The sequence below is a fragment of the Leisingera sp. ANG-DT genome (genome assembly GCF_000813785.1).
Lineage (GTDB): Bacteria > Pseudomonadota > Alphaproteobacteria > Rhodobacterales > Rhodobacteraceae > Leisingera.
Genome location: NZ_JWLE01000029.1, coordinates 16,546 through 41,778 on the forward strand (window position 1 = coordinate 16,546; position 25,233 = coordinate 41,778).

General features: G+C 62.1%; 21 protein-coding genes and 1 tRNA gene. 11 read left to right on the plus strand and 11 right to left on the minus strand.

Annotated features, from left to right (window positions below):
* Window positions 1-20: 20 nt before the first annotated feature.
* The 3 genes from RA21_RS18505 to RA21_RS18515 are packed head-to-tail and all read left to right on the plus strand — an operon-like array spanning window position 21 to window position 2,606.
* Window positions 21-830, plus strand: a complete 810-nt coding sequence (locus tag RA21_RS18505) for a TatD family hydrolase (RefSeq protein ID WP_039151679.1) — start codon at window positions 21-23, stop codon at window positions 828-830.
* Window positions 830-1,627: an MBL fold metallo-hydrolase gene (locus RA21_RS18510; RefSeq protein ID WP_039151681.1), complete on the plus strand. Its 798-nt coding sequence runs from the start codon at window positions 830-832 to the stop codon at window positions 1,625-1,627. Before RA21_RS18505 ends, RA21_RS18510 begins: the two co-directional genes overlap by 1 nt.
* Before the next feature lie 46 nt (window positions 1,628-1,673).
* Window positions 1,674-2,606, plus strand: coding sequence for an AEC family transporter (locus RA21_RS18515; protein ID WP_039151683.1), 933 nt, complete (start codon window positions 1,674-1,676; stop codon window positions 2,604-2,606).
* Between the two features lie 113 nt (window positions 2,607-2,719).
* On the opposite strand, the gene RA21_RS18520 is transcribed toward RA21_RS18515, so the two are convergent.
* From RA21_RS18520 to RA21_RS18530, 3 genes are all read right to left on the minus strand, one after another.
* Window positions 2,720-3,454: an aspartate/glutamate racemase family protein gene (locus RA21_RS18520; protein WP_039151685.1), complete on the minus strand. Its 735-nt coding sequence runs from the start codon at window positions 3,452-3,454 to the stop codon at window positions 2,720-2,722.
* 9 nt (window positions 3,455-3,463) lie between these two features.
* Window positions 3,464-4,156 (minus strand): GntR family transcriptional regulator, encoded by a 693-nt coding sequence (locus RA21_RS18525; protein ID WP_039151759.1) that lies wholly within the window; start codon window positions 4,154-4,156, stop codon window positions 3,464-3,466.
* A 95-nt stretch (window positions 4,157-4,251) separates the two neighbouring features.
* Window positions 4,252-5,154, minus strand: a complete 903-nt coding sequence (locus tag RA21_RS18530; protein ID WP_019298425.1) for a LysR family transcriptional regulator — start codon at window positions 5,152-5,154, stop codon at window positions 4,252-4,254.
* 52 nt (window positions 5,155-5,206) lie between these two features.
* On the opposite strand from RA21_RS18530, the gene RA21_RS18535 reads away from it, so the two are divergent.
* From RA21_RS18535 to RA21_RS18560, 6 genes are all read left to right on the plus strand, one after another.
* Window positions 5,207-6,382, plus strand: coding sequence for an enolase C-terminal domain-like protein (locus tag RA21_RS18535; RefSeq protein WP_052257716.1), 1,176 nt, complete (start codon window positions 5,207-5,209; stop codon window positions 6,380-6,382).
* The gene (locus RA21_RS18540; protein ID WP_039151687.1) at window positions 6,379-7,632 is read left to right on the plus strand and encodes an NAD(P)/FAD-dependent oxidoreductase; all 1,254 of its coding nucleotides are present in this window, start codon (window positions 6,379-6,381) and stop codon (window positions 7,630-7,632) included. The genes RA21_RS18535 and RA21_RS18540 overlap by 4 nt, the downstream gene beginning before the upstream one ends.
* 49 nt (window positions 7,633-7,681) lie before the next feature.
* Complete coding sequence (locus tag RA21_RS18545) at window positions 7,682-8,656, plus strand: TRAP transporter substrate-binding protein (RefSeq protein WP_039151762.1); 975 nt, start codon at window positions 7,682-7,684, stop codon at window positions 8,654-8,656.
* A gap of 73 nt (window positions 8,657-8,729) precedes the next feature.
* Window positions 8,730-9,263 carry a TRAP transporter small permease gene (locus RA21_RS18550; protein WP_039151689.1) on the plus strand — a complete coding sequence of 178 codons (534 nt, stop codon included), beginning with the start codon at window positions 8,730-8,732 and terminating at the stop codon, window positions 9,261-9,263.
* Window positions 9,264-9,269: 6 nt separating this feature from the next.
* Window positions 9,270-10,580, plus strand: coding sequence for a TRAP transporter large permease (locus RA21_RS18555; RefSeq protein ID WP_039151691.1), 1,311 nt, complete (start codon window positions 9,270-9,272; stop codon window positions 10,578-10,580).
* Window positions 10,581-10,584: 4 nt separating this feature from the next.
* Window positions 10,585-11,523 (plus strand): hypothetical protein, encoded by a 939-nt coding sequence (locus tag RA21_RS18560; RefSeq protein ID WP_039151693.1) that lies wholly within the window; start codon window positions 10,585-10,587, stop codon window positions 11,521-11,523.
* On the opposite strand, the gene RA21_RS18565 is transcribed toward RA21_RS18560, so the two are convergent.
* The 6 genes from RA21_RS18565 to RA21_RS18590 all read right to left on the minus strand — a co-directional run bounded on the left by RA21_RS18565 (window position 11,507) and on the right by RA21_RS18590 (window position 20,080).
* On the minus strand, window positions 11,507-12,409 hold the full coding sequence (locus tag RA21_RS18565; protein ID WP_019298418.1) for a hypothetical protein: 903 nt from the start codon (window positions 12,407-12,409) through the stop codon (window positions 11,507-11,509). The genes RA21_RS18560 and RA21_RS18565 overlap by 17 nt on opposite strands.
* 73 nt (window positions 12,410-12,482) lie before the next feature.
* Entirely contained in the window at window positions 12,483-13,856 is a 1,374-nt protein-coding gene (locus RA21_RS18570; RefSeq protein ID WP_039151695.1) for a hypothetical protein, read from the minus strand.
* Between the two features lie 129 nt (window positions 13,857-13,985).
* Complete coding sequence (locus tag RA21_RS18575) at window positions 13,986-15,554, minus strand: class I SAM-dependent methyltransferase (protein ID WP_039151698.1); 1,569 nt, start codon at window positions 15,552-15,554, stop codon at window positions 13,986-13,988.
* A gap of 110 nt (window positions 15,555-15,664) precedes the next feature.
* The gene (locus RA21_RS18580) at window positions 15,665-17,941 is read right to left on the minus strand and encodes a glycosyltransferase family 2 protein (protein ID WP_039151700.1); all 2,277 of its coding nucleotides are present in this window, start codon (window positions 17,939-17,941) and stop codon (window positions 15,665-15,667) included.
* 202 nt (window positions 17,942-18,143) lie between these two features.
* Window positions 18,144-18,230 (minus strand) — tRNA-Leu (locus RA21_RS18585).
* 239 nt (window positions 18,231-18,469) lie between these two features.
* Complete coding sequence (locus tag RA21_RS18590) at window positions 18,470-20,080, minus strand: peptidoglycan-binding domain-containing protein (protein WP_019298400.1); 1,611 nt, start codon at window positions 20,078-20,080, stop codon at window positions 18,470-18,472.
* Here RA21_RS18590 and lipB point away from each other — a divergent pair.
* Window positions 20,079-20,858, plus strand: a complete 780-nt coding sequence (gene lipB, locus RA21_RS18595; protein WP_275041417.1) for a lipoyl(octanoyl) transferase LipB — start codon at window positions 20,079-20,081, stop codon at window positions 20,856-20,858. The genes RA21_RS18590 and lipB overlap by 2 nt on opposite strands.
* 2 nt (window positions 20,859-20,860) lie before the next feature.
* On the opposite strand, the gene RA21_RS18600 is transcribed toward lipB, so the two are convergent.
* On the minus strand, window positions 20,861-22,534 hold the full coding sequence (locus RA21_RS18600; protein WP_241483528.1) for an alpha/beta fold hydrolase: 1,674 nt from the start codon (window positions 22,532-22,534) through the stop codon (window positions 20,861-20,863).
* A gap of 361 nt (window positions 22,535-22,895) precedes the next feature.
* A complete protein-coding gene (locus tag RA21_RS18605) occupies window positions 22,896-23,321 on the minus strand; it encodes an HIT family protein (RefSeq protein WP_039151764.1) in 426 nt (141 codons plus the stop codon).
* Window positions 23,322-23,555: 234 nt separating this feature from the next.
* Between RA21_RS18605 and ctaD the strand changes: the two genes are divergently transcribed.
* On the plus strand, window positions 23,556-25,229 hold the full coding sequence (ctaD, locus tag RA21_RS18610; protein WP_019298396.1) for a cytochrome c oxidase subunit I: 1,674 nt from the start codon (window positions 23,556-23,558) through the stop codon (window positions 25,227-25,229).
* Window positions 25,230-25,233: the final 4 nt, after the last annotated feature.

The window sequence follows — 25,233 nt, forward strand, 5'->3', positions numbered from 1 at the left end:
CAAGCGGCACCAGAGGATTCATGACCGAGACGCCCCCCCAGATTACGGACAGCCATTGCCACCTGGACTTTCCGGACTTCGAAGGCCGCCTGGATGAGGTGATCGCCAGCGCAGCAGAGGCCGGCGTGACCCGGATGGTGACGATCTGCACCAAGATGAAGAACGAGCCCTCCGTGCGGGCCATTGCCGAGGCCCACACGCCGGTGTTCTACGCCGCGGGCACCCACCCGATGAGCGCCGCGGACGAGCCGCCGGTCACCGTTGACGAACTGGTGGCGCTGGCCAAACACCCGAAGTTTGTCGGCATCGGCGAGACCGGGCTGGATTACCACTACACCGCCGACAGCGCCGTGGTGCAGCAGGAGTCCTTGCGTATTCACATTGCTGCCGCCCGCGAAACCGGCCTGCCGCTGATCATCCACGCCCGCGCTGCCGACGACGACATGGCCCGCATTTTGGGCGAGGAGATGAACAACGGCGCCTATTCCTGCGTGATGCACTGCTTCTCGTCTTCGGCAGAGCTGGCCAGGGCGGCCCTGGACCTGGGCTTCTACCTGTCGATGTCTGGTATTGCCGCCTTCCCCAAGAGCCAGGAGCTGCGCGATATCTTTGCCGCTGCACCCGTGGAGCGCATTCTGGTCGAGACCGACGCGCCTTATCTGGCGCCGCCGCCTTACCGCGGCAAGCGGAACGAGCCGGCCTATACTGCCTTTACCGCCAAGGTGGGGGCCGAGGTATTCGGCATGGACTACACCGCTTTTGCCGCGCAGACGCAGCAGAACTTCGACCGGCTGTTCTGGAAAGCCGCCCAGTATGAGGCTGCCGCCTGATGGCTGAGATGCGCTTTACCATCCTGGGCTCGGGCTCATCGGGCGGGGTGCCGCGCATTGGCGGCCATTGGGGCGATTGCGACCCCAAGAACCCGAAGAACCGCCGCGGCCGTTGCTCGATGCTGGTGGAGCGCATTGACGCGGACGGCACCACCTCAGTGCTGATCGACACTCCGCCGGACATGCGCAACCAGCTTCTGGATGCAGAAGTCGAGCGCCTGGACGCCGTGGTCTTCACCCATTCCCACGCCGATCATCTGCACGGGATCGATGACCTGCGCATGGTCTATTACAACATGCGCCAGCGGATCGATGTATATGCCGACGGACCGACCCAGAATGACCTTTTGAACCGCTTCGGCTACGCTTTCACACAGCCTGAGGGCTCTCCCTACCCGCCGATCCTGGACCTGAAGGCCATCAGCGGCCCGTTCACCATTGAAGGTCCCGGCGGCGCAATCCCGTTTCGCCCTTTTGAAGTGAAGCACGGTTCTGTCGATGCCCAGGGTTTCCGTATCGGCGGCCTGGCCTATCTGCCGGATGTGAAAGAGATCCCGGGCGCCGCCCTGCCGGAACTAGAGGGCCTGGAAGTCTGGGTTTTGGACGCGCTGCGCCGCACGCCCCATCCGACCCATTTCAGCTTCAGCGACGCAATGGAGTGGTTCGAAAAGATGGCGCCCAAGCGCGGCATCCTGACCAACATGCATATCGACATGGACTACGCCACTTTGGAGGCCGAGACTCCGGACCACATCACGCCTGCTTATGACGGGATGGTCATCCGGATGGAGATCTGATGGGCGCGCTTGCGCCCTTTTTCATTTACGCATTTTGAGGCCGGATTTGTTTCAAAGCCTGATTGACGTCATCCTGCCGGTGTTCCTGGTTGTCGGCGCAGGCTATGCCGCCACCGCGCGGGGCGTGCTGGAGCAGGCGCATGTCGATGGGGTAATGAAATTCGCCCAAGGCTTTGCGATCCCCTGCCTGCTTTTCAAGGCAATGGCGGAACTGGATCTGTCTGCCAGCTTCAATCCGCAGCTGCTGGCGAGTTTTTATACCGGCGCCTTCACCTGTTTTCTGATCGGACTGTTTGGCGCCCGCATCCTGTTCAAGCGGGAGTGGGAGGACTGCATCGCCATCGGCTTTTGCTGCCTGTTCTCCAACTCCGTGCTGCTGGGGCTGCCGATTACCGAACGCGCCTTCGGGCCGGACAACCTGACCGGCAACTACGCAATCATCGCCTTCCATTCGCCGTTCTGCTATGGCGTCGGCATCACCGCGATGGAGTTTGTGCGCAACCGCGGGGCGGGCGGCATCAAGACTGTCACATCGGTGCTGAACGCAATGTTCCGCAATGTGCTGATCCTGGGAATCACGCTGGGGTTTGCGGTCAACCTGTCGGGGCTGGCGATTCCGCTGGTCATCAATGAGGCACTGTCGCTGCTGATCCGCGCGGCACTGCCGGCGGCGCTGTTTGCTCTTGGCGGCGTGCTGGTGAAGTACCGCCCCGAAGGCGATATGCGGGCGATTCTGTTTGTCTGCTTCACCTCGCTGATGATCCATCCGGCGATTGTCTGGACCATGGGGTCGGCGCTGGCGCTGCCGCAGGATCTGTTCCGGTCGGGCGTCTTGAACGCGGCAATGGCAACCGGGTTCAACGGCTATATCTTCGCCAACATATACGGGCGGGCCAAACGGGTGGCGGCGTCGTCGGTGCTGATTGCCACCGGGGCGAGCATCCTGACCGTGTGGTTCTGGCTGCTGGTTTTGAGCTGAATAAAAAGGTCAGCAGTTCTGCCCAAATGTTTCGCGCGCGAAACATTTGGACAGCAAGACTGACCTTATCCTTCAGATTTCATTAGCAATTTTCCACCAAAGGGTTACCGCCATCAGAACCGGGGATCATCCAGCTCCAGCGGAAATCCCTTGGGCAGCAGACCAGCCTGAAACCAGTTGATAAACGAATGGATCGAAAACACCGGCAGGCCGGTGGCCTTCCTCACGTCGCGGGCGTAAGGCACCATATTTGTGCATTCCAGCACGATAGCGCCCAGATCCGGTATGTCCGCTACCATTGCGCGGGCTGCATCGATCATGTCCAGGCGGCAGGATTCGAAGTCAATCGAGGGCGCGTCACCCAGGATATCGCGGGTAAAGGCGCGGAGGCCGTCAGTGCCTGCAATGGGCGTATCCGGCGCAACACCTGCGGCAACAAGGTGCGCAGGTGTCAGCGTCGCCTTGGAAATAGTCAGGATGCCGCAACGCTTGCCCGCGGGCAGCAGGTTTTGCACCATCGGCACTTGCATCAGCGAGGATGTCGCCACCGGCACGCCCAGCGCCTGTTTCACCTCGTCCTGGATCAGCGCCAGGAATCCGCAGTTGGTGGTGATGCCATCGGCGCCCATGGCGACCAGGTCACGGCCGGCCTCGACAAACAGGTCCACCAGCTCCTTGGGGTTGCCGCGCACAACGTTCTCAGGGTTGGCGCCGCGCACAACCTTGTAATGGACCGGGAAGTCCCAGGTCATCGCGTTGCCCATGTCGCCAAAAATGCGGGGAAAGCGGGTTTCCAGCATCAGGATGCCAACCGCCGCGCCAAAGACCGTCTTGCCACCGTGTTCCATGTGAACCCCTTACTCGTCCGGGACGTAAAGCTGGGAAAAGGCGATGCGGACAGCTTCCGTCGCCTCCTCCCGCCGTTTCTCGATATGGCTGCGCATGGCCGACACGGCTGCCTCGGTGTTGCGGGCGGCAATGCCTTCGACGATCTGGCGGTGGGCCGAAATGTCGCCCGGCGCCTTGCCCCCTGCCCGGTCGCGCATGCGTTTGAGGTCAATGAGCCGGATATAGCGGATCCGGCCGTTGAGGTTGTTCAGGATGCGCTGCAATTCGCTGTTACCCGAAAGCTGCGCCAGCCGGGCATGGAAGCTTTCGTCCATCGCCAGCAGTTCTTCCGGGTCGGTGGCGCTTTCGTACTCCGGCTCCATCCGGTTCAGGTAATCCGCCAGCGCGGCAATGTCCCCATCCGGGGCACGGGTGCAGGCCAGCCGCGTGGCTTCGCATTCCACCGCCACGCGGGCCTCATACAGGTCCATGATATAACTGGGCGTCAGCGGGCGGCAAAAGAAGCCGCGGTTGTTCTGGAAGGTCAGAAAGCCCTCGGCCACCAGCCGGTTCAACGCTTCGCGCAGCGGGGTGCGGCTGGCGCCCAGCACCTCGGACAGGGCGCTTTCGTTGATCCGCTGGTCAGGCTTGAAGGCAAAATCCGCCGCCATCCGGCGCAGCGCCTCGTACACCCTGTCCACATTGCTTTCGCGTTTGGCCATCATTCCCGCCGTGTGTTCAATCCGCGGAGCAAATTAGGGCGGTGCCCGGTCCTTGGCAAGATTGAATTCGGAATTGAATACAATTCCCGGATCAGTCACTCTTGGTGCGCAGTGTAGGGTGCCAGCTCCTGCTTCAAGAGCGCCAGAAACTCCTGCCCGACTGCCGACAGGGGCCGCGACTTGGAGGTGATCACCGCCATATCCATCATGATGCGCGGCCGGAACGGGCGGGAAACAAATCCACCGCCGCTCTCGAAGCCCAGTACGAAGGGGTCGAGGAGCGAAACCCCCATTCCCTCCTGCACGAAACTCAGGAGGTTCTTGAACATATGCGAATGCACGCGGGTTTTCAGAGGGATCCCTGCCTGCTGAAAGACTTCCCGGGTGCGGCGGTGGGTCATGTGGTCCGGCCCCATGACAATGAAGGGCACACCCTCCAGCAATTCGGGCGTCAGCACCTCGTGTTCCGCCAGCGGACTGTCCGCAGGCATCGCCAGACGGGTTTCGACGCTGACTGGATGCACCTCCAGCCCGTCATGGATCAGCGGCATCTCGCAGACGCCGATCTCAAACAGACCGGCGATCACCCATTCCTGGATCTTCAGCGAATACTGCGCCTGGAAGGAGATCGACAAATCGGGGCGTGTACGGGCAAAACGGGCGATCAGCGCAGGCATGAAACCAAAGGACATGGAGTGCTGCGAGGCCACCTGCAGCTGACCCGCCTGTTTGTTCTGCAGGTCCGTCACTGCCTGCGCCACGTGGTCCAGCCCGCGCACCACGGTGTCGACCTCCTGAAACAGCACGCCGGCCTCCGGTGTCGGGATCAGCCGGCCCTTGCTGCGTTCGAACAGCTTGAGCCGGGTCTGGCGCTCCAGCTGGTAGAGCAGATTGGAAATGCCAGGCTGGGAGATCCCCAGTTGCTCTGCCGCACCGGTAACAGTGCCGGTTTCGACAATGGCGTGAAAGGCCTGCAGCTGGCGGAAGCGGAGAGACATGTCAGCTCATCACTTTTCATGATACCTTATCCAATTCTTTGTATTGGTAATGATGATCCAGTCAAGGCAGGCTTTTCCCGCACCTGGGAGGAAGATCAAAGTGCTGGAACAAAAGATTGCCGGGATGGATTTGTGGCATCTCGCGCTGCCCGTCTTGTCGCGCCGCGACCATGGGATCGGGTCTGTTGAGGGCTCCTGCGAAGTTGTGATTGTCCGGCTGCGCAGCGAAGGCGGCGCCGAAGGGTTTGGTGAGGCCTCGACCTGGTCGGTTTTCACCGGCACGCCCGAGGCCAGCCTTGCGGCGCTGGACCGCTACAACCGGCCGCTGGTGGAGGGCCGCCGGGTGGCGGACCGCGCGGCGATCATGGAGGATGCGGCCAAAGCCGTGGCCCATTGCACCGAGGCCAAGGCGGCACTGGAAACCGCCCTGCTGGATCTGACCGGCCGGATTGCCGGGGTTCCGGTCTGGGCGCTGATCGGCGGCAAGTGCCGCGGCACCATCCCGCTCAGCTGTTCGATTGCCGATCCGGATTTTGAGAAAGACGTGGACCTTTTGCACCGCCTGCAGTCGGACAAGGTGGGGTTGATCAAGCTGAAGACCGGGTTCAAGGATCACGCCTTTGACATCATGCGGCTGGAGCGGATTGCCAGGGACTTCCCCGAATTCCGGGTGCGGGTGGACTACAATCAGGGCCTCAGCATCGAGGACGCGCCTGCGCAGGTCCGCGATGTGGCGGAGTTCAAGCCGGATTTCATCGAGCAGCCGGTGCGGTTCCATCACTTTGGCATGATGGCAAAGCTGCGCCAGATGATTGATGTGCCGCTCTTGGCGGACGAGAGCGTCTTTGGCCCGGAGGACATGGTGCGCGCGGCACGCGAGGGCATCTGCGATGGTGTCTCGGTCAAGATCATGAAATCGGGCGGCCTCAGCCGCGGTCAGACGGTGGCGCGGATTGCGGCGGCCAACGGGCTGTCGGCCTATGGCGGCGACATGTTCGAAGCAGGGGTGGCGCATCTGGCAGGCACCCACATGATTGCGGCCACGCCAGAGATCCGGCTGGGCTGCGAGTTCTACCAGGCAAGCTATTTCCTGAAAGAGGACATACTGGAGACCCCCTTCCAGGTCGTCGACGGTCAAGTGGTGGTGCCGGACGGACCGGGCCTGGGCATCAAGCCGGATGTTGAAAAGCTGGACCGTTACGCGGTCTCAAAGAAGGTCGCGGCATGACGGCGGGAAAGAAAACCGTTGCCATCATCGGCGCCGGCATTGTCGGCGTTTCGGCAGCGATTGAGCTGCAACGTGACGGGCATCAGGTGATCCTGATTGACGGCAAGGGGCCGGGTGAAGGCACCAGCCACGGCAACGGCGGCATTCTGGCCTCCTGCTCCATCGTGCCGGTCACCGGGCCGGGGCTATGGAAGAAAGCGCCGAAGATGCTGCTGGACCCGGAGCAGCCGCTGTTCATGCGCTGGGGGTACCTGCCGAAACTGGCGCCATGGCTGATGAAATACATGGGCCATGCCAATGCAGCCGATACCGCCCGCATCGCTGCGGCACTGGCGCCCATCGTGGGGGATTCGCTGACCGATCATCAGGCACTGGCGGCTGGGTCCGGGGCGGAACGGCACCTGAAACCCTCGGACTACCTGTTCCTCTATAATGACCGCGCGCATTTCGGCGAGGATGCCTTTGGCTGGGGGTTGCGCAAGAAACACGGTTTCCAGTGGGATGAGTTGGAGGGAGCGGAGTTCCGGGCCTATGACGGCATCTATTCCCAGGACATCACCTTTGCCGCGCGGCTGAAGGACCACGGCATCATCACGGACCCCGGCCAGTACGTGAAGGACCTGGCGGCCCACGTCACCGGCAATGGCGGCCGGCTGATCAAGGCCTTTGTGACGGACGTGGCGCGCGAAAACGGCACGGTGACCGGCGTGCGCGCAGGCGGCGAGACAATCCCCTGCGACGCGGTTGTGGTGGCCACCGGCGTTTGGTCCAAGCCGCTGGCAGAGAAACTGGGAATTTCCGTACCACTGGAAGCAGAACGCGGCTATCATCTTGAATTATGGGAGCCTTCGGCGATGCCCAAGGCCCCTGTGATGGTAGCAGCGGCCAAATGCGTGGTGACCCCGATGGAGGGACGGATCCGGATTGCAGGCATCGTGGAATTCGGCGGGCTGGAAGCCGGGCCGTCGAAAGGCCCGCTGGAGCTGTTGCACAGGAATGCGCGCCGCATCCTGCCGGGCGTCACCTGGAGACACGAAGAGGAATGGCAGGGCGCCCGACCTGCCCCGGCGGATTCAATCCCGGTGATTGGGGAAGTTCCCGGCCTGTCCGGCGCCTACGTCGGTTTTGGCCACCACCATATCGGCCTGACAGGCGGACCAAAGACTGGGCGCCTGCTGGCGCAGATGATTTCGGGCCGAACCCCGAATATGGACATGAGCGCCTATGACCCGGCGCGATACGCGATCTGATACCAACCAGTGTCCCACAAGGGGCCGTAACCACAACAGGGAGAACATGATGAAAAAACTGACCCAACTGCTGGCCGCCACTGCACTGACCGCAGCCGCCGCCCTGCCCGCTGCGGCAGAAACCTGGGACATGCCGATGGCCTATTCGGCCTCCAACTTCCACTCCGCCACCGGCGCGGAATTTGCAGACTGCGTAACCACCGGCACCGGCGGCGAAGTTGAGATCAAGACCCACCCCTCCGGCTCGCTGTTCAAGGGCGCCGACATCAAGCGCGCTGTGCAGACCGGCCAGGCGCCGATAGGCGAGCGGCTGCTGTCCGGCCACCAGAACGAAAACGCGCTGTTCGGCTTTGACTCGATCCCGTTCTTGGCGACCTCCTTTGACGACAGCGACAAGCTGTGGAAGGCGGCCAAGCCCTCCATCGAAAAACTGCTGGCTGAGCAAAACCTGACCCTGCTTTACGCTGTGCCGTGGCCGCCGCAGGGCCTGTATTTCAAGAACGAGGTGAATTCGGTGGCCGACATGAAAGGCATCAAGTTCCGCTCCTACAACAACGCCACCTCGCGCCTGGCGGAACTGACCGGCATGCTGCCGGTGACCATCGAGGCTGCTGAGATCAGCCAGGCCTTTGCCACCGGTGTGGCGGAGTCGATGGTCTCCTCCGGCTCCACCGGGTATGACCGCAAGGTCTGGGAAAGCCTGAACTATTTCTACGAAGTGGATGCCTGGCTGCCCCGCAACTACGTGTTCGTGAACTCCGACGTCTGGAACGGCACCTCCGAGGCGAACCAGAACGTGATCAAGGGCTGCGCCAAGCTGGCCGAATACGCGGGCAACTGGCGCGCCAAGGAATACACCGGCTTTACCCTGCAGGGCCTGCGCGATGGCGGCATGACCGTGGGTCCGGCGTCTGACCAGATGGTGGGCGAGCTGAAGGAAATCGGCGTCACCATGACCAATGAGTGGCTGGAAGCGGCCGGCGAAGAAGGCAAGGCCATCGTCGACGCCTTCCGCGCTGAGTAATCAGACAAATTGGTACGGGCGGCGCGGCAGATACCGCCCGTAGTCTTATAAGAATAATGCCGATGGGGATGCTATGACTGTGCTCAGGGGGCTGCGCTCCGGACTGGATTTTCTCTACCTTGCGGCGGGGGTGCTGGCCGCGCTCTGCCTGATTGCCATTCTGGGGCTGATCGTGGTCCAGATGCTGGCCCGCTGGACCGGTGAGGTCTTCCCCGGCGCGCCGGATTACGCAGGCTATGCGATGGCCGCTGCGTCCTTCCTGGCCTTTGCCAATGCCCTGAACCGCGGCAGCCATATCCGGGTGTCGATCCTGCTGAACGCCGTGCCCGAAGGTTTCCGCCGGGTGCTGGAAATCTGGTGTTTCGGCATCGGCACCGCGGTGATGTGGTACTTCTGCTTCTACGCCTATCGCTTTGTCTACTGGAGCTGGAAGTTCAACGACGTGAGCCAGGGTCAGGACCGCACGCCGCTGTGGATCCCGCAAAGCGCCATGCTGATCGGCGCGGTCATCCTGGCCATCGCCCTCACCGACCACCTGATCCACGTGATTTTCCGCGGCGACCACCGCATCACCCGGGATCTCGAAAATCAGAGCCACGCGGAGTAAGGGCCCATGGAAAACATCTCAGTCATCATCCTCTTCCTCTTCGTGCTGTTCACGCTTCTGGGCACCGGCGTTTGGGTCGGCCTGGCGCTGATGGGCGTGGCCTGGGTTGGCATGGAATTGTTCACCACACGGCCTGTGGGCGACGTGATGCTGACCACGGTCTGGTCGGCGTCCTCCAGCTGGACCCTGACGGCGCTGCCGATGTTTATCTGGATGGGCGAAATCCTGTACCGGACCCGATTATCCGAGGACATGTTCAAGGGCCTCAGCCCCTGGATGGCGCCCCTGCCCGGCGGGCTGGTGCACACCAATATCGTCGGCTGCACGGTATTTGCCGCGGTCTCCGGCTCCTCCGCCGCGACACTGACCACGGTGGGTAAGATGTCCATCCCGGAGCTGCGCAAGCGCAACTACCCCGAGAAGATGGTGATCGGCACCCTGACCGGCGCGGCCACCCTGGGCCTGATGATCCCGCCGTCGCTGACGCTGATCGTCTATGGCGTCACCATCAATGAATCGATCACCAAGCTGTTCTTTGCAGGTATCCTGCCGGGCCTGGTGCTGGCGGCGATGTTCATGGGCTATGTGGCGATCTATTCCAAGGTCGGCAAGGACTGGAATCCCACGCAAGAGGCCAAGCTGACCTTCGCGCAAAAGGTGAAGAACTCCCGCTTTCTGGCGCCGGTGATTGCGCTGATCGTGGTGGTGATCGGGTCGATGTACCTGGGCTTTGCCACTGCAACCGAGGCGGCCGCATTCGGGGTCATCGGCTCCTTGCTTCTGGCGCTGGGACAAGGCTCTCTGAATTGGAAAACATTCACAGAAAGCCTGATTGGCGCCACCCGCACCAGCGCGATGATTGCGCTGATCCTGGCGGGGGCCGCGTTTCTGTCGCTGTCGATGGGGTTCACCGGCCTGCCGCGCGGGCTGGCCGACCTGATTGCCGGATGGGAACTGTCGCGCCTGGAACTCCTCATGGTGCTCTTGGTGTTCTACATCGTGCTCGGCTGCTTCCTCGACGGCATCTCCTCGGTGGTGCTGACCATGGCAGTGGTGGAGCCGATGATCCGCCAGGCCGGCATCGACCTCATTTGGTTCGGCATCTTCATCGTGGTGGTTGTGGAAATGGCGCAGATCACTCCGCCGATCGGTTTCAACCTGTTTGTGATGCAGGGCATGACCCACCACGAGATGAGCTATATCGCCCGCGCTGCAATCCCGATGTTCCTGATCATGGTGCTGATGGTGTTTGTGCTGATCGCCTTCCCGGAGCTGGCAACCTACCTGCCGAACAACCTCAGGCCGGGACCGGTCTAACCTCATGCTCCGCGCGCTCGCCTTTGCTGCCCGGCACGGGCGGGCCGCTTTGGTCCTTGGGCTTCTGGCCGGGCTTTTGCTGCCCGGTCTCGCCGCTGCGCTTCAGCCCTGGCTGCCGCAAATGGTGGCCGGGCTTTTGTTTCTGAACGCCTACCGCATCGGCCTGCGCAAAGCCGCAGGCGGGCTGGCGGACGGTATCGGCACGCTGAAGGCCATCACCCTTCTGCAAGTCGCCCTGCCGCTGCTGGCTCTGGGGATTGCCGCGCTGTTCGGCGTTGCGCAGACCCCCGCCGCTGTGGCGCTGATCCTGATGCTGAGCGCCCCCTCGGTGACCGGCAGCCCGAATATTACCGCGCTGATGGGGCACGCACCGGAACCGGCCTTCCGCCTGCTGATCACCGGCACCGCGCTGATGCCGCTGACGGTGATTCCGGTGTTCCTGCTGGCGCCCGGCCTCGGCGATCTGGGCGAGGTGCTGCGCGCCGCCGGACGGCTGATCGGCGCGATTGGCCTGACGGTTGCGGCAGCCTTTTTGCTGCGCCGCCTGACCCTGCCGCAGATGCGTGAGGACCAGGCCAAAGCCATCGACGGGCTGACCGTGATTGCGCTGGCAGTGATTGTGGTCGGGCTGATGGCCGCGCTGGGGCCTGCGCTGCGGATGGACCCGCTGCTGGTCCTGCAGTGGCTGGGATTCGCTTTGGCGGCCAACCTGGGCCTGCAGGCACTGGTGTTTGCAGTATTGCGACGCCGCGCGGGCAGTGGCGCGGTGCCCGTTTCCGTTGTCGCCGGCAACCGGAACTTTGCCCTCTTCCTGATCGCCCTGCCCGCGGCCACAACCGATCCGCTGCTGATCTTTCTCGGCTGCTACCAGATCCCGATGTACCTGACTGCGATCCTGATGAAGCCGCTTTACGGCCGCGCTGCGCTCAGGACAGGAAGGTGACCCCCGGCATGTGCCGGATCAGCTCGGCATCCGCCACGTAGCTTTCGCTCATGTCGTCCACCAGTGCCTGCGACCAGCCGGGAAGGTCGATTTCCTCCTCGATCTCCGCCTCGTCGTGGAAGTAACTCAGAAACAGCGCACGCACCCGCTCCCTCTGGTCTTCCGACAGCCCGGGGCGGCTTGCCAGATAAGCCTCCAGCCGCTCGTATCCTGCCTCGGAGATGATGCCGCGGGTGATGTCCAGCTCGCCGCTGAAGCGAAAGCCCTCCCCAAGGCCGGTTACATGACCCAGGATGCTGGGCCAGATCACCGGTGTTTCCTCATTGCACCAAACGGTAATGCGGCAGCCGGGATTGCGATCCTGAATGTCCTCGACAACCTCCGACCACCGAAGGTTCAGAAAATCGGTGTCCGACGCAAACTGCTTCCAGGTGCGTCCGGACTGGGACTTGAACACCGGCCCGACCAGAGTGGCCGGGTTGCGCAGGCCCAGGAAAAACTCGCAAGGGTTCCCGGGAAACAGGCCGCGCAGGGCCGCTGCGTTCTTGCCTGCATTGCGGTACAGCCTGCCGCCGTTCAGCATCCAGCCCGGCACGCCCAGAAAACTGGAATTGGTCAGGATGATCCGCGATACCGCCTGGTCCTTGACCAGCCCGGCCAGCAGGGCCTCGCGCTCCTGTTCCGTGACGAACTCCTGATCCTGCTTGCGCAGCAGCTGGTTGAGCGCACTCATGTAGGTGCCAGGGCGGCGGATCATGACACCGCGCTCCAGCAGCGGTTGCGCGTCCTTGCGCAGCGACCAGGTCAGCTGGCCGTTGTCGGTATTGGGCGCGCCGACGTGAAAGGCGAGGGTGATGTCCCGTATGTCCGTATCTGCCTGGCTCATTTTCCTGTCCGGCCTTTGCCCGGTATTTGCTCAGCAGCGCATTGGAAGCCTGCCGCGGGTCCCTTTGTGCGCGTCATAGCCGCTCCTTCATCCGGCGGAAGAACCGGTCGTCCCGCTGGCGCAAGATATACGCGCAGACCTGCTTCGCAAGCCCCGGATGGCCGCGGTCAAGTGCCAGATTGGCAAGCTCCCTTTGGAACCGGGGGAAACTGTGGCGCTTGCGCAAAAGGCGATGAAAGCGGTGCGGGGTCAGCTCGCCGGTAATGGCGCCGCGGGCAATCTCCTGCAGAATACCCATCTGCTGCAGTGAGGAGCCCAGCCTGTGCCCCAGCAGCGGGCAGCGCCAGAAGGTGACATTATCGCCGGTGAACCGCGCCGCATGGCCCGCATCCGGCGCCACGTAGGGGTCGAACATGATGTGCACCTCCCCTGCCCCCTGGCTGGCCTGCGCCGCATCGCCGAAGGGGCCGGAAAAATCCCGGTCCCAAACCTTCTTGTAGCGCATTTCCCAAGGCACGATGGTCTTGTCCAGCGTGGACTGCGGGCTGATTGCAAACACCGTTGAGCCCGGCGCCGCCGCGGCAAACGCCGCCGCCGCATAACCGCCCATCGAGGCACCATAGAACACGACGCGGGAAAACTGCGCAAAGAACCCGCTGTCGCGCAGTTCCTCAAACTTGCGGGTGACTTCCTGATGGCGGAACCAGGTCCAGCCGTTGGCCATCACCCCCAGCATTGACCAGCCCTGCGCCTCGATAAAGCTGAAGCCCCAGGGCCGGCGGTCATCCCGCTTGGTCATCGCAATGTCGAGATTGTCGAACGTAACAACCAGCGTGCTGCCGCGCGGCATGAACAGGAAGGAGTGCTCTTCCAGCTCGTCGAAGAAGCCTTCCTTGCCGGCCAGCTGGCGGGCCACCTTGGACCACTCTCGGGAAGGCGGCAGCACCTCCTGCGGTTCGGCGGACAGAATTGCCAGACCGTTGCGGTCCGCTTCCGGCGGCAGCAGTGTATTGCAGCTGCCGTAGGCCTTCAGGAACGGATAGCTGCCAGACCCCTTGCGGATTTCTATCACCACCCGGCTCAGCGGGTGCAGCGCCCGGTCCAGCATCGGTTTGATGTTCTGGATCTTGTGGCGGACGCCAAAGCTGTTCAGCGCCAGGATCACATCGTACTGACGGTTTTCAACTGTACCGGAAACGACCCGGATGGCATCGCGGTCCACCCCGCCCTGTTCGAGGCGGGCATGCCAGTCCTGCGCTGCCGCCTCGTTCACAGGCTTTGGCTGCCCTTTTCGGTCGAGGCTGACCAGATCAATGCTGCATCCATAGCGCCGGTGCAGCAAAATGCACAACTCCGGCGCCTGGCCGTTGATATCGGCGACCGTCAAAACATCATCCACATCCAGCGCGGGCAGCACGGTTCCGATGTCGAAAATGTCACTCAGCATGGGTATTCAACTGTCTTTCAATGGCCAGGCGGCCCAAAGACGGCCGCGAGCTGGACTTGGCAAGCGCTTAACTGAAAGGCGTTCCCTCGCCACCCAATACACGCAAAAGGTTAATGGCCCGGTTAACTGTCAGGACCCCTGTCCGGTTCGGGTCAGCACTGTGGAGTACTTGCCGTGCTTGGCCAGCACATCGACAACGCCGAAGTCTTTCATCGCACCGATGCCGCCTGATCCCTTGCGGATATCCAGGACAATGCCGCCGCCGTCATTGATCTGGCTGCGGAACAGTCTGTCATAGGTGCTAACGGGATAGTGGAAGCCGCAGGACGCCAGGCTGATCACCAGATCAAACGTGCCAAGTGCAGGAATATACCCGGTTTTGGGGTTGCAGACGGTAATCTGCTCAGACGGGACACCGTTTTTTTCCAGAAATGCGCGGGCGGTATCCAGGCTTGCATAGCCTGCAGCGTCACCCTGAAACCCGAAATGCCGGCTGCTGCTTTCTTCGATATCAATCAGTGCGATGCTGCAGCCGTAGCGGCGGTGCAGCAGCAGGCTGGAAAACGCATAGCCGCAGCCGATGTCGGCAGAGCGCTTGGGAGCGATAGCATCAACCGCCTCCAGGAAATGCGCGCATTCGCGTTCAGCTATGCGCAGTGCGCCATGCAGGATCGCATCCCGGTTCGTGCGGGCTTCGTCCAGCAATAACTGCTCACCTCCCGCCAGCCAATCGCGGATTGTCTGGCCGGAACTTGCCAGTTCCGTCCGCTGCAGAAGAATGTTGGCCACGTCCTGATCGCTGAACATGGAAAAATCCAGCGTGGCCGGATCGACAGGCTCCGCCTGTTCTTGTTCTGCCTCCGGCGCGGGCTGCAGCAGGTGGCGGGTTTTTTCGGCATCAATCCCGTGTTTGATCAGCAGCTCATGCACATAGCAGCCTTCGGCCGGAACCCCGCCGTATTTGGCCGCGATATTACGGAACCGGCGGCCCCAGAAATGGATCGACAGCGTGTCGCTCCGGATGTGTTTGCCGGCCTGGTTGCGACGGTTCGGATTCAGCACCACGCCAGCCTGCTTGAACGGAACCGGATAGATCACATGGCCCGGCCGCGAGTTTGAGACCTCTCCGGTTTCCTGCAGGAACCAGGTCAGCGCATCCGGCCCCCAGACGCCCCAGGGCAGCAGCGACACATGCACGCCCTGCCCCGCGTCTTTCAGTGCCTGCAGTTCAGCCTGTTTTTCCGCGCTGTACCACGGCGGGATGGGGTATTCGTCGCTGGTGAATTTCAGCATTGCTTTCAGCGTCTTGGACGTCTTCGGCAACCGCAGCACACCATTGTTGACCATCGGCTTGTTGTCGGAAATCCAGCCGTGGAAATGCTTGCCCTTGATGTCCCAGGGCTGGCAGCAATAGGCATCGGTGTCGGCCCAAACATAATCCGTCTGCTGCAGCATATGCAGGCGGAACACATCCGCATGATAGGCCGGGCTGCCTGTCTTGGCGTGGCGGATGATGCGATCTGCGGGCAGAATATCGTTGGCATCCGCTACCTGAACGCCATCCGGCACCCCCTTGACCTCATCATAGGTGAACAGGATCACCTCGTGGCCATTGTCGAGAAAGGACTTCAGGCAAAGCTGTTCCAGCCAGCTCAGCTCAGGGCCAACCCAAAGTGACGCAATGGCCGGAAGTGCCATGATACCTGCCCCTTATTCTACCCAATACATTGGCGCCTAACCGCGCCTTTTTGTTAACGAAAATTACCGCGCTTGCTGAACGCCTGTCAATCTGCCGGGATCTGGAAACCTCAATGTGTGGTTTCGCCGCGCTCCACGGTGAACCAAAAATCGCTGCCCGGTTCCTTTTCGGCAATTTCATCCGGGATCACACCTGGGCCGCTGAGAAAGACATTGGCGCCGAAATGCGCGTGCATCCGGGACAGTTTGCAGAGCTTGTCGCTGGTCAGCTCGTGAAACAGCGCGATCATATCCTCCCGGGTCTTCAGTTCCTCGATCTTCTCGCGGTGCTTGCGGCATGAGTATTCATGCGCCGCAGCGATGTCCGGATCTGCCAAAAGCCGCGCCATCTCAGCTTCCAGCGCCGGGATCATCCGCTGGATTGTGCGCTCCTCTTCGGCGTTGTTGTTCATCCGGAACCAGTAGGACAGCCCCTGGTCGCGGTCGACATGGTTGACCCGGCCGCGGTCGCGTTTGACCAGAAAGCTCTCAGCACTACGCACAGCGTAGTGGTTGAGCTGCACCAGATCGTAGCCGTAGGTGCTCATTGACGAGCGCCAGCCATTGCGGAACATCTCCCGTGGCATGTCCTGCCCGGAACCGTTGACCCAGCGGATGTCCTCCCACAATTGCGGCTTCAGCCCCTTGGGGCGGTGCACCCCCAGCTTCTTGAAGATGCCAGTGTTGCGGAACAAGGTCTTGAAGCCCCAGGCCTGATGCGGCTTGCGGGTGATCTCATGCGCGCAGCGGGTGAATTCCCGGGTGATCAGATCGCCGGTGAAATCGCGCACATCGTTGTTGCCGAACAGCCGCCAGGTCATCGCGATCATGTTGGCGTCATCCACCGCCTCGAACAGATCCGCCAGCCGCCCGTCACCGCATTTGATGTTGATGAACTCGTCCACATCCATGCAGACCAGCCAGTCAGCGTCCCGGATGACCGGCTCCTCCTCTGCTGCCTGCAGTGCTGCATGCTGCGGCTTCAGATCCGTGCCCCGGAACGGGTTTTCACGGTGCTGCACAAGGCCCTTCTCCTGCAGCATCTGCAGCATCGTGTCGGTGCCATCGGTGCAATCGTTGGTGTAGACGAGGAAATCATCCACCCCGATTGCCCGGTGATAGGCCAGCCATTCCAGAATGAACGGCCCCTCGTTCTTCATCGTCGTGACGATAGCCGTCCTGGGCTTGCCGCCTGAACGCTTGACCGCCTGCTCTTCAGGAATGCGGACGGGTTTGGCATTGAAGTATCTGGTGGCCAGGTCCAGCAGCTCAGGTGTTTCAACCAGGCTGGTCTTGGGCACGATTTTCGAGACCGTATCTGAGGGGTGGCGCAAGGCCATGCAGCGGTAGAACCGGGCATCCTGGTCAGGATCAGGGTCTGCACCGACAACCCGGATCAGCCGCCAGATGCAGCCCGCTGGCGCCTTAGCCGGCGCCAGGCACCAGCGCGGCCGCAGCCCGGAAGCGTCGAACTGGATGCAGATGTGATCGCCAAAGGCAGGCTCGTCTCCCTTGCGCACCCGCCAGGGATAAGCCTGCACACCACCGAGCTGCAGGCAGCCGGAGGGGGCGGCCACCGCGCGGTCAAAGACATTCATCCCCTCGCCCGGCGCGAGAAGGTCGAACAGGTCGATATTGGCCACAGCGCGGGCCCGCGCCAGGAACCGCGCGCGCAGGATCTCATAGATCAGAAACTCCCCCAACGGTGCGCTCCAGGGGTCGGCAGGCGGGATCTCCATCCGGTCCTTGCCCGGGGCACCAGGCACATTATAGGGATGCGCTTCCGCCGGCAGGCCCTCCTTGCCCAGGGGCAGGCTGGAATGCACCACCACAACCCGCTCAAGCCCGCCGATGTCTTCCGCAAGCTCTTGCAGTGCATGAACAAAACGGCGGCTGTCCCGGGGCCGCGCCCTGTCAAATATGACGGCCCCTTGCATACCGTGCTGCGCCGCATGGAACCGCAGCCATTCCGCCGCGGCTTCTGCCGTTTCTCCGTTGCGGACTGCTGCTAGGACGTTCTGACCGGCAAACAGGCCGGTCTCGTCCGGCTGCAGCGGAACCACCTGCTGCTCTGCGTCAGCCGAAATGCTTACCGCGCTGCTGGCACCGCTGATCGGAATATCCAGAACCGGTGCACCACCAAAATTGTGCAGCACCGTTCCGGCATGGAATGACATGGCCGCGGCAACGTCGCGCGGGGAACCCGATCTGAAGAACAGCCTGGCGGTCCGGCCTTCCGGACCTGCCATTTCCACGGCATCCAGCAGTTCCGCCCCGGCAAGCGTCAGTGCGCTGAGTTCACGTTCGAGGACTTTGCCGCCGCAATTCCCGGCATCTGGACTGGACATACTGCTGCATCACGCTGTGAAATTCTTGGCCCCGGGCATAAGTGTCCGGAGCGGTCCCCTTATAGCCGGTCCGCGGAAATGCAGGAACCGGCAATTGCCGCTGGCCACCCGCATCAGGCCAAGCAGTTGATATAAGGGCAACAGGCGTTCCATGCACACACAGGAAACCGGAGCTTGCAGCAGTTTTTTCAGAGAGAGATGATGGTGCGGTCGAGAAGACTCGAACTTCCACTCCGGTTAAGGAACAGCGACCTCAACGCTGCGCGTCTACCAATTCCGCCACGACCGCACTGTCTTAGGCTTGGTGTAGCGGCGTATAGACCAGCACGAATGCGATGTGAAGCCGAAAATCATCTTTTTTGCGCGGAATATCCAAGCTCCCGCCCTATCCGGGCTAAGCGCAGGAAAACAGGGGCGCAATTCGGCTGCCAAGACCGCGCGACAGCCCGGGGCAGGCGTTGAATAACCCAAATGAAAGCGGCCGGCACTTTTGCCGGCCGCTTACTGTTCCGGTCAGCGGAGAAACCGCTATTCAGAACCGAAGGTCGGCAGTGCAGCACCGCCGCCGGACGCCTGCACCGGCTGCACACGGCCGCCTGCCAGTTCGCTTGAAGCCGCCTTGATCAGTTCCGCGCGGCCGGACTGGCCTGGTGCGAATACAGGCTCGGCACCGCTTTCAAGCGCGATCACTGCCATGCTGTACCATTCCTGCGCCTTCTTCACCGCGTTCGGTGCGCCGAAGCCCAGCGCCAGGTGGTGGCCGATCAGCTCTGCATAGGGGCGCTGCCCGGTGCCGGTCAGGATCAGCGCCGCGCCCAGTGCCACATCCATGTCGTCGCGCCGGTAGCCGGAGAACAGGCAGATCCCTGCCGTGTTGGACAGCTGCTCCAGCGACATGCCGGATTGCAGCACAAATTTCTGCACATCCCCCATCACTTCGCCGCTGCCAGCGCTGCCGAGCTTGGCCAGATAGGGTTTCAAGGCCGGGCCGAAGGCATCGCACTGGCTGTCGATCTGCGCCTGTGAGGCTCCTGCAACCTTACCGGCCCGGGCTTCGCCCGCGTTGATGGCATAGGTGCGGGCCAGACAGAACTGCTCACCCAATGCCAGTTCCGGGTCGTTCATGCTGTCGGCGGTCATGAATCCGCCGTTGGAACTGGTCAGCAGGCTCACCTTGCTGCAATAGCTTGTAAGCGAGGCGCTTTGCTCTGGCTGATCGAACAGGGTGATGCCGCCCAGGGCCGCATTTTCCTGCCCCGAGAAAGCCATCACTGTGCTGCGGTTCTGCGCGGCCTGAACCGGCGCGTCCGGGCCGGTATCCGCCATCCTGCAAGTGCCCTGATGGCAGGCGAAGCTGGCCGGGGTCACGCCGCGGGCCAGGAAATCGTTGCGCTGGTACCCTTGCGGCGTCGAAGCAAAGACCATCACCGAACAATTTGACGCGCCGCACCAGAACGAGCTGCCGGAGACTGAGGTATCCAGCACATAATCGTTGCGGCCGTCGCCATTCAGGTCTGCCAGTTGCATGAAGCCGGTGCGCTGCAGCAGCTGTTCGCCGGTCGGTTCGGAGCTGGCGGCAATTTCATCCACCGCGTGGCTGACTTCTGGCGGCAGCCCGCCATAACCGCCGCTGGCATAGGTGCTGCCTGGAGCGCGGATGCCTGCGGCCTCATCCCGCCAGGTGTGCAGCACACCGCGCACGCCCTGCGGGCCTTGCATCGCCTTGATAACCTGCGGGCCGCCAACCTGGGCCCGGTTGTAGGAGCTGACCAGGAAATTTCGCTCATACGGTGCCAGATGGCCGGTGGCCGGATAGCCCATGTGGACCTGGTACTGGGTAATGGCCGCACGGGACCGGCGGCCCAGCACCCCGTCAGGGGTTCCCGAATTAAAGCCGAAATAGTTGAGCGCAACCTGGGTTTCCCGGTTTTCAGCCCGCGCCGCCGAATAGGTTGGTGCGCGCCTGTAGGTAGTGGCGGCGCGGCGCCGTTGCTTGTTCTTGTGGACTTCATTGACAATGACGCCGCCGATCACGGCGCCGGCAATGGCGGCCCCCAATTCGTCCGCGGCTGCAGGACTGGTGACGGATGTTGCCAGAAATGCGGCGGTAAGGGCCGGCTTGAGCGGCTTGATAAACATGATACGCGCCCCCTATGGATACTCGCTATGGAATCAGGATACTCCACAGAAAGCACTGGCACCTAGGGGTTTTCCGGCCAATTTTATCCGCCCCCCTTACAAACGATGGAAGAAGACGGCATCGGGCATGGTTGAGTGGATCACATCAGACGGTTTAGTCGAGTATGATCAAGCGGTTGCCTTCATGGAGAAGCGCGCTGCGGCAATTGCTGCCGGATCGGCGGAAGAATGCATCTGGCTGGTTGAGCACCCGCCGCTTTACACAGCCGGCACCTCTGCCAAACGTGAAGACCTGACAGATCCCGAACGTTTCCCGGTCTATGAGAGCAAGCGCGGCGGCCAGTACACCTATCACGGGCCGGGACAGCGGGTGGTTTATGTGATGCTGGACGTGGGCAAACGCGGCCACGACGTGCGCCGTTTTGTGCAGCAGCTGGAAAGCTGGGTGATCGCGGCTTTGGATGAGTTCAACATCAAGGGCCACATCCGCGAAGGCCGGGTCGGCGTCTGGGTCGAGAGGCCTGAAAAGCCGCGGACCCTAGCGGGCAGTATGGCTGAGGACAAGATTGCCGCCATCGGAATCCGCTTGCGGAAATGGGTGAGCTTCCACGGCATCTCCATCAACGTTGAACCGGAACTGGAACATTTCACGGGCATCGTTCCCTGCGGCATCACAGAATACGGGGTGACCAGCCTCGTGGATTTGGGGCTGCCGGTGACGATGGCAGATGTGGATGTCGCCCTGAAACGCAGTTTCGCGCAGGTCTTTGGACGCTGACCTCAACTGTCTGCTACGGACGCAAGATCCTGCAGCGCTGTCAGCACCAGCTCCGGGAAAGTGTAGAACAGGAGTGCTCCGGCATCCTGGCTGATGCACAGCCTGGCATCCGGCAGGCCGCCCAGCATCTCGCGAACAGCGGAGAGCGGCGCAATGTGATCCTCTCCTCCATGTACAAACACCGACCGTGTATTCTTGCCCGGCACCACCGCCTGCACCCCTTGCCGCAGCATCTGAACATCAGCCAGGAACCCCGCGCCGCCCTGTTCCTGGAACAGCCGCTGACTTTGCTGAAGCAGCTGCAGAAGGTCCAGCTGCGACAGCATGGCCCGTTCCTTGCTGCCGCTGCGGGTTTGCATCCGCAGCAGGGTCTTGGGCCCGTACCAGTGCAGCGCTGCGGCCCAGCCTTTCATCAGCGCGGGCAGCATCCAGCTGGCGCGGGCGGCGGCCAGCGCGACCAGCCATGCGTAGCCGCTCAGACCGGAGAACTGCCGGGGCGAACTGATGGCGCAGTTTGAAGCAGCTGCCACCAAACCGGCAATCCTGCTGTCCAGGCGGCGGGCTGCCTGAAAGCCATAAAGCGCACCTCCGCGATGGCACAGCAGCACAGGGCGCTGCAGGTTCTCATGCGCCATCAAAGCAGCCAGCTGCTTTACAAAGGCATCAGCGGGATCCTCTTCGCGTTTCAGCGGCACCGATCCGCCATAGCCGCGGCGCATCGGTGCATAGACCCTGAACCCCAACGTCCGCAACTGCGGCTGCAAGCGCTGCAGCGGTGCAATCCCGTCCAGCATCCCATGCACGAAAATCACCGGCTGGCCAGTCTCTGCCCCTAGCCGGAAGTATTGAGAGCGCTGGCCCGAGCTGTCTTCGAAGGTCTCGGATGGCGGCAGCAGGTCACCCTTGGCAATAGCCAGATCCCGGCTGTGCTCGTTCATCAGGAAGGCGGCCAGCCGGACCAGCTCCGCCGGGCCTGGCGCTCCCGCTTGCTCAGCGGCCTGCTCCAGCCTGCCCCCCACCTTGCCGCCGCCCCTGGCTGCCGCGTCCCTTAAAGGCTCGAAGCCCTGCTGCTGCAAACCCAAAGCAGCCGCAACCGGCGCCGCAGCGTCGGTGGCCCAATCCCCCTCCAACCGCTCAGCCATGACCGCAACGCCGCCACCGTTCAGGCGAACCGGGCGGCACAAAAATTGCTCTCCGGGGCCGCAGGCCGCAAGCAGCAGGACATCGCGCCAGGAGAAATTCCCGCTGCGCACGTCCTCAAGGTAATTCTGCCAGTGTTCCGCTGCTGCTGGTGTTAGCCCCAGCGCTGCAGGAATTGCCATGCCGCCAGCCAGCTGGCGCGCTGCCCGCTGCGATGCATTCAGAAGACCTCCGCCTGCGTTCGCATCCACCAGAAGCCAGAACCGGGTGCAATTGCCCGAATACGCGCCCGGGTGCGGCCGCCCCGCCCGCTGCCATTGCTGCTCCTGTATCCCGGCCGCCCGTGCGAAATGCGCTTGCAGCACCGGTGCGGTCCTGAGCCGTCCTTGCTGCATGCGGCCCGGAGAAGGCGCAACCGGACCATCATGCGGGCCGGGCATAAACCGGTCGAATTGCTCTGGCCGGATCATCGTTTCATAAATTGCGGCCACGACCTGATCCTGCGACAAGGTCTGCGCACGGCACAAGAGCGTCACCCCGCCCCTCCAATACTGCTTTAACGTCAAAGAGACCCTGCGCCCGGCAAGCATTCAGCAAGCGCACAGGCGAGTGCAGACCTTCTGGCCCGCATGTTTCAGGCGACCTGCCTGTAAACTAAAAATGCCCGGCTGATGCCGCCCGAAACCAGGCAGGCATTCCGTGCCGGTCTACCCCAATTCTTGGGTTCCCATACGCTTGGGCGCGCGCGCCCTCTTTGACCTACAACCAATTTGCGAAACAGCTATGATCAAATTCAACTAAAATTCAACATTTATTTCAGATGCATAAATTCGCATCAGAAAACACCGCAGAACCTCTGCGGTGTTCTTGCATTTCAAAATGCACAGGAGGAGAACGTCAGCTGTTCGCCAGCGCCGCGCGGATCTTTTCCGCCTGGGCCTGGATCAGGTCCATGTCGCCCATGGTGCCCGGCGGGCGCAGCCGGTCGCCCTCGTGCCGCGGCAGCACATGCATGTGCAGGTGGAACACCTCCTGCCCGCCAGCCGCCTCATTGAACTGCTGCACGGTGACCCCGTCCGCGCCGAACGCCGCGATCACTGCCTGCGACAGTTTCTGCACCGTCTGCATCACTGCGCCCAGCTGCGCCGGGCTGGCATCCAGGATATTGCGGCAGGGGGTCTTGGGGATAACCAGCAGATGCCCGTCTGCGCGTGGCATGATATCCATGAAGGCCAGGGTATCGTCATCCTCATAAACGCGGGTGGACGGGATCTCCCCGCGCAGGAGCTTGGCAAAAATATTGTCGGGGTCATAATCAGGCATGCGTCCGGGCTCCTTGTTCTGGCTTTCCCCGGTTGTGCGCGCGCCCCGCCCCCAGGTCAAGCCGTCTGAGCCGGGCAAATCCCAGGGCATTCAAGCCCCTGCGGCAATAAATCTTGATCCAGATCAAACTCCGCCATTGAAGGCCCCGGCAGGCCACACTAAAACTCGCAAGGAATCCAGGCCGCCCGGAGTCCGTCTCCGGGGGCCTTTCGTTATGCAGCAGGAGGCACCTAAATGGCAGACGCAGCCATTCATGGTCACGGCCACGAGGACGAGCGGAGCTTTTTCACCCGCTGGTTCATGAGCACGAACCATAAGGATATCGGCATTCTTTACCTGATCGTCTCGGCGATTGCAGGTCTCATCTCCGTCATCTTCACCGTCTACATGCGGCTGGAGCTGATGGATCCCGGCGTTCAATACATGTGCCTTGAAGGCGCGCGCCTGTTCGCAGACGCCGCTGCGGAATGTACTCCGAACGGCCACCTCTGGAACGTGATGATCACCGCCCACGGCATCCTGATGATGTTCTTCGTGGTGATTCCGGCCCTGTTCGGCGGTTTCGGCAACTACTTCATGCCGCTGCAGATCGGTGCGCCGGACATGGCGTTCCCGCGGATGAACAACCTGTCGTTCTGGATGTATGTCGCAGGCACCTCGCTGGCGGTCCTCTCGGTTGTCTCCCCGGGCGGCAATGACCAGCTGGGCTCCGGCGTCGGCTGGGTTCTGTACCCGCCGCTGTCCGTGAACGAAGGCGGCTACTCGATGGACCTGGCGATCTTCGCCGTGCACGTCTCGGGTGCTTCGTCGATCCTGGGTGCGATCAACATGATCACCACCTTCCTGAACATGCGCGCCCCGGGCATGACCCTGTTCAAGGTGCCGCTGTTCTCCTGGTCGATCTTCGTCACCTCCTGGCTGATCCTGCTGAGCTTGCCGGTTCTGGCCGGCGCCATCACCATGCTGCTGATGGACCGCAACTTCGGCTTCACCTTCTTTGACGCGGCAGGCGGCGGCGACCCGATCCTGTACCAGCACATCCTGTGGTTCTTCGGCCACCCGGAAGTGTACATCGTGATCCTGCCCGGCTTCGGCATCATCTCCCACGTCATCGCCACCTTTGCGCGCAAACCTGTCTTCGGCTACCTGCCGATGGTCTGGGCGATCATTGCGATCGGCGTTCTGGGCTTCGTCGTGTGGGCGCACCACATGTATACCGTCGGCATGTCGCTGAACCAGCAGGCCTACTTCATGCTGGCCACCATGGTGATCGCGGTTCCGACCGGGGTTAAAGTGTTCTCCTGGATCGCCACCATGTGGGGCGGCTCCATCGAGTTCAAAGCTCCGATGATGTTCGCCTTCGGCTTCCTGTTCCTGTTCACCGTCGGCGGTGTGACCGGCGTGGTGCTGAGCCAGGCGGCTGTCGACCGCGCCTATCACGACACCTACTACGTTGTGGCTCACTTCCACTACGTGATGTCGCTGGGTGCGGTGTTCGCGATCTTCTCGGGCATCTACTTCTACTTCGGCAAGATGACCGGCCGCCAGTACAACGAGCTGGGCGCACAGATCCACTTCTGGCTGTTCTTCATCGGCGCCAACCTGACCTTCTTCCCGCAGCACTTCCTGGGCCGTCAGGGCATGCCGCGCCGCTACATCGACTACCCGGAAGGTTTTGCCTACTGGAACAAGATCTCGTCCTATGGCGCGTTCATCTCCTTCGCTTCGTTCATCCTGTTCTTCGGCGTGGTGATCTATTCGCTGCTGCGCGGCGCCCGCGTCACCCAGAACAACTACTGGAACGAATATGCGGACACCCTGGAGTGGACCCTGCCCTCCCCGCCGCCGGAGCACACCTTCGAAATCCTGCCCAAGCAGGAAGACTGGGACCGCTCGCATTCGCACTAAGCGG

Excerpts from the sequence above, each read along its gene's own strand:
- RA21_RS18505 (WP_039151679.1), top strand. The coding sequence starts at position 21 with ATGACCGAGACGCCCCCCCAGATTACGGACAGCCATTGCCACCTGGAC.
- RA21_RS18510 (WP_039151681.1), top strand. The coding sequence starts at position 830 with ATGGCTGAGATGCGCTTTACCATCCTGGGCTCGGGCTCATCGGGCGGG.
- RA21_RS18520 (WP_039151685.1), bottom strand. The coding sequence starts at position 3,454 with ATGGAACACGGTGGCAAGACGGTCTTTGGCGCGGCGGTTGGCATCCTG.
- RA21_RS18525 (WP_039151759.1), bottom strand. The coding sequence starts at position 4,156 with ATGGCCAAACGCGAAAGCAATGTGGACAGGGTGTACGAGGCGCTGCGC.
- RA21_RS18530 (WP_019298425.1), bottom strand. The coding sequence starts at position 5,154 with ATGTCTCTCCGCTTCCGCCAGCTGCAGGCCTTTCACGCCATTGTCGAA.
- RA21_RS18535 (WP_052257716.1), top strand. The coding sequence starts at position 5,207 with ATGATCCAGTCAAGGCAGGCTTTTCCCGCACCTGGGAGGAAGATCAAA.
- RA21_RS18540 (WP_039151687.1), top strand. The coding sequence starts at position 6,379 with ATGACGGCGGGAAAGAAAACCGTTGCCATCATCGGCGCCGGCATTGTC.
- RA21_RS18545 (WP_039151762.1), top strand. The coding sequence starts at position 7,682 with ATGAAAAAACTGACCCAACTGCTGGCCGCCACTGCACTGACCGCAGCC.
- RA21_RS18550 (WP_039151689.1), top strand. The coding sequence starts at position 8,730 with ATGACTGTGCTCAGGGGGCTGCGCTCCGGACTGGATTTTCTCTACCTT.
- RA21_RS18555 (WP_039151691.1), top strand. The coding sequence starts at position 9,270 with ATGGAAAACATCTCAGTCATCATCCTCTTCCTCTTCGTGCTGTTCACG.
- RA21_RS18560 (WP_039151693.1), top strand. The coding sequence starts at position 10,585 with ATGCTCCGCGCGCTCGCCTTTGCTGCCCGGCACGGGCGGGCCGCTTTG.
- RA21_RS18565 (WP_019298418.1), bottom strand. The coding sequence starts at position 12,409 with ATGAGCCAGGCAGATACGGACATACGGGACATCACCCTCGCCTTTCAC.
- RA21_RS18570 (WP_039151695.1), bottom strand. The coding sequence starts at position 13,856 with ATGCTGAGTGACATTTTCGACATCGGAACCGTGCTGCCCGCGCTGGAT.
- RA21_RS18575 (WP_039151698.1), bottom strand. The coding sequence starts at position 15,554 with ATGGCACTTCCGGCCATTGCGTCACTTTGGGTTGGCCCTGAGCTGAGC.
- RA21_RS18580 (WP_039151700.1), bottom strand. The coding sequence starts at position 17,941 with ATGTCCAGTCCAGATGCCGGGAATTGCGGCGGCAAAGTCCTCGAACGT.
- lipB (WP_275041417.1), top strand. The coding sequence starts at position 20,079 with ATGATACGCGCCCCCTATGGATACTCGCTATGGAATCAGGATACTCCA.
- RA21_RS18590 (WP_019298400.1), bottom strand. The coding sequence starts at position 20,080 with ATGTTTATCAAGCCGCTCAAGCCGGCCCTTACCGCCGCATTTCTGGCA.
- RA21_RS18605 (WP_039151764.1), bottom strand. The coding sequence starts at position 23,321 with ATGCCTGATTATGACCCCGACAATATTTTTGCCAAGCTCCTGCGCGGG.
- ctaD (WP_019298396.1), top strand. The coding sequence starts at position 23,556 with ATGGCAGACGCAGCCATTCATGGTCACGGCCACGAGGACGAGCGGAGC.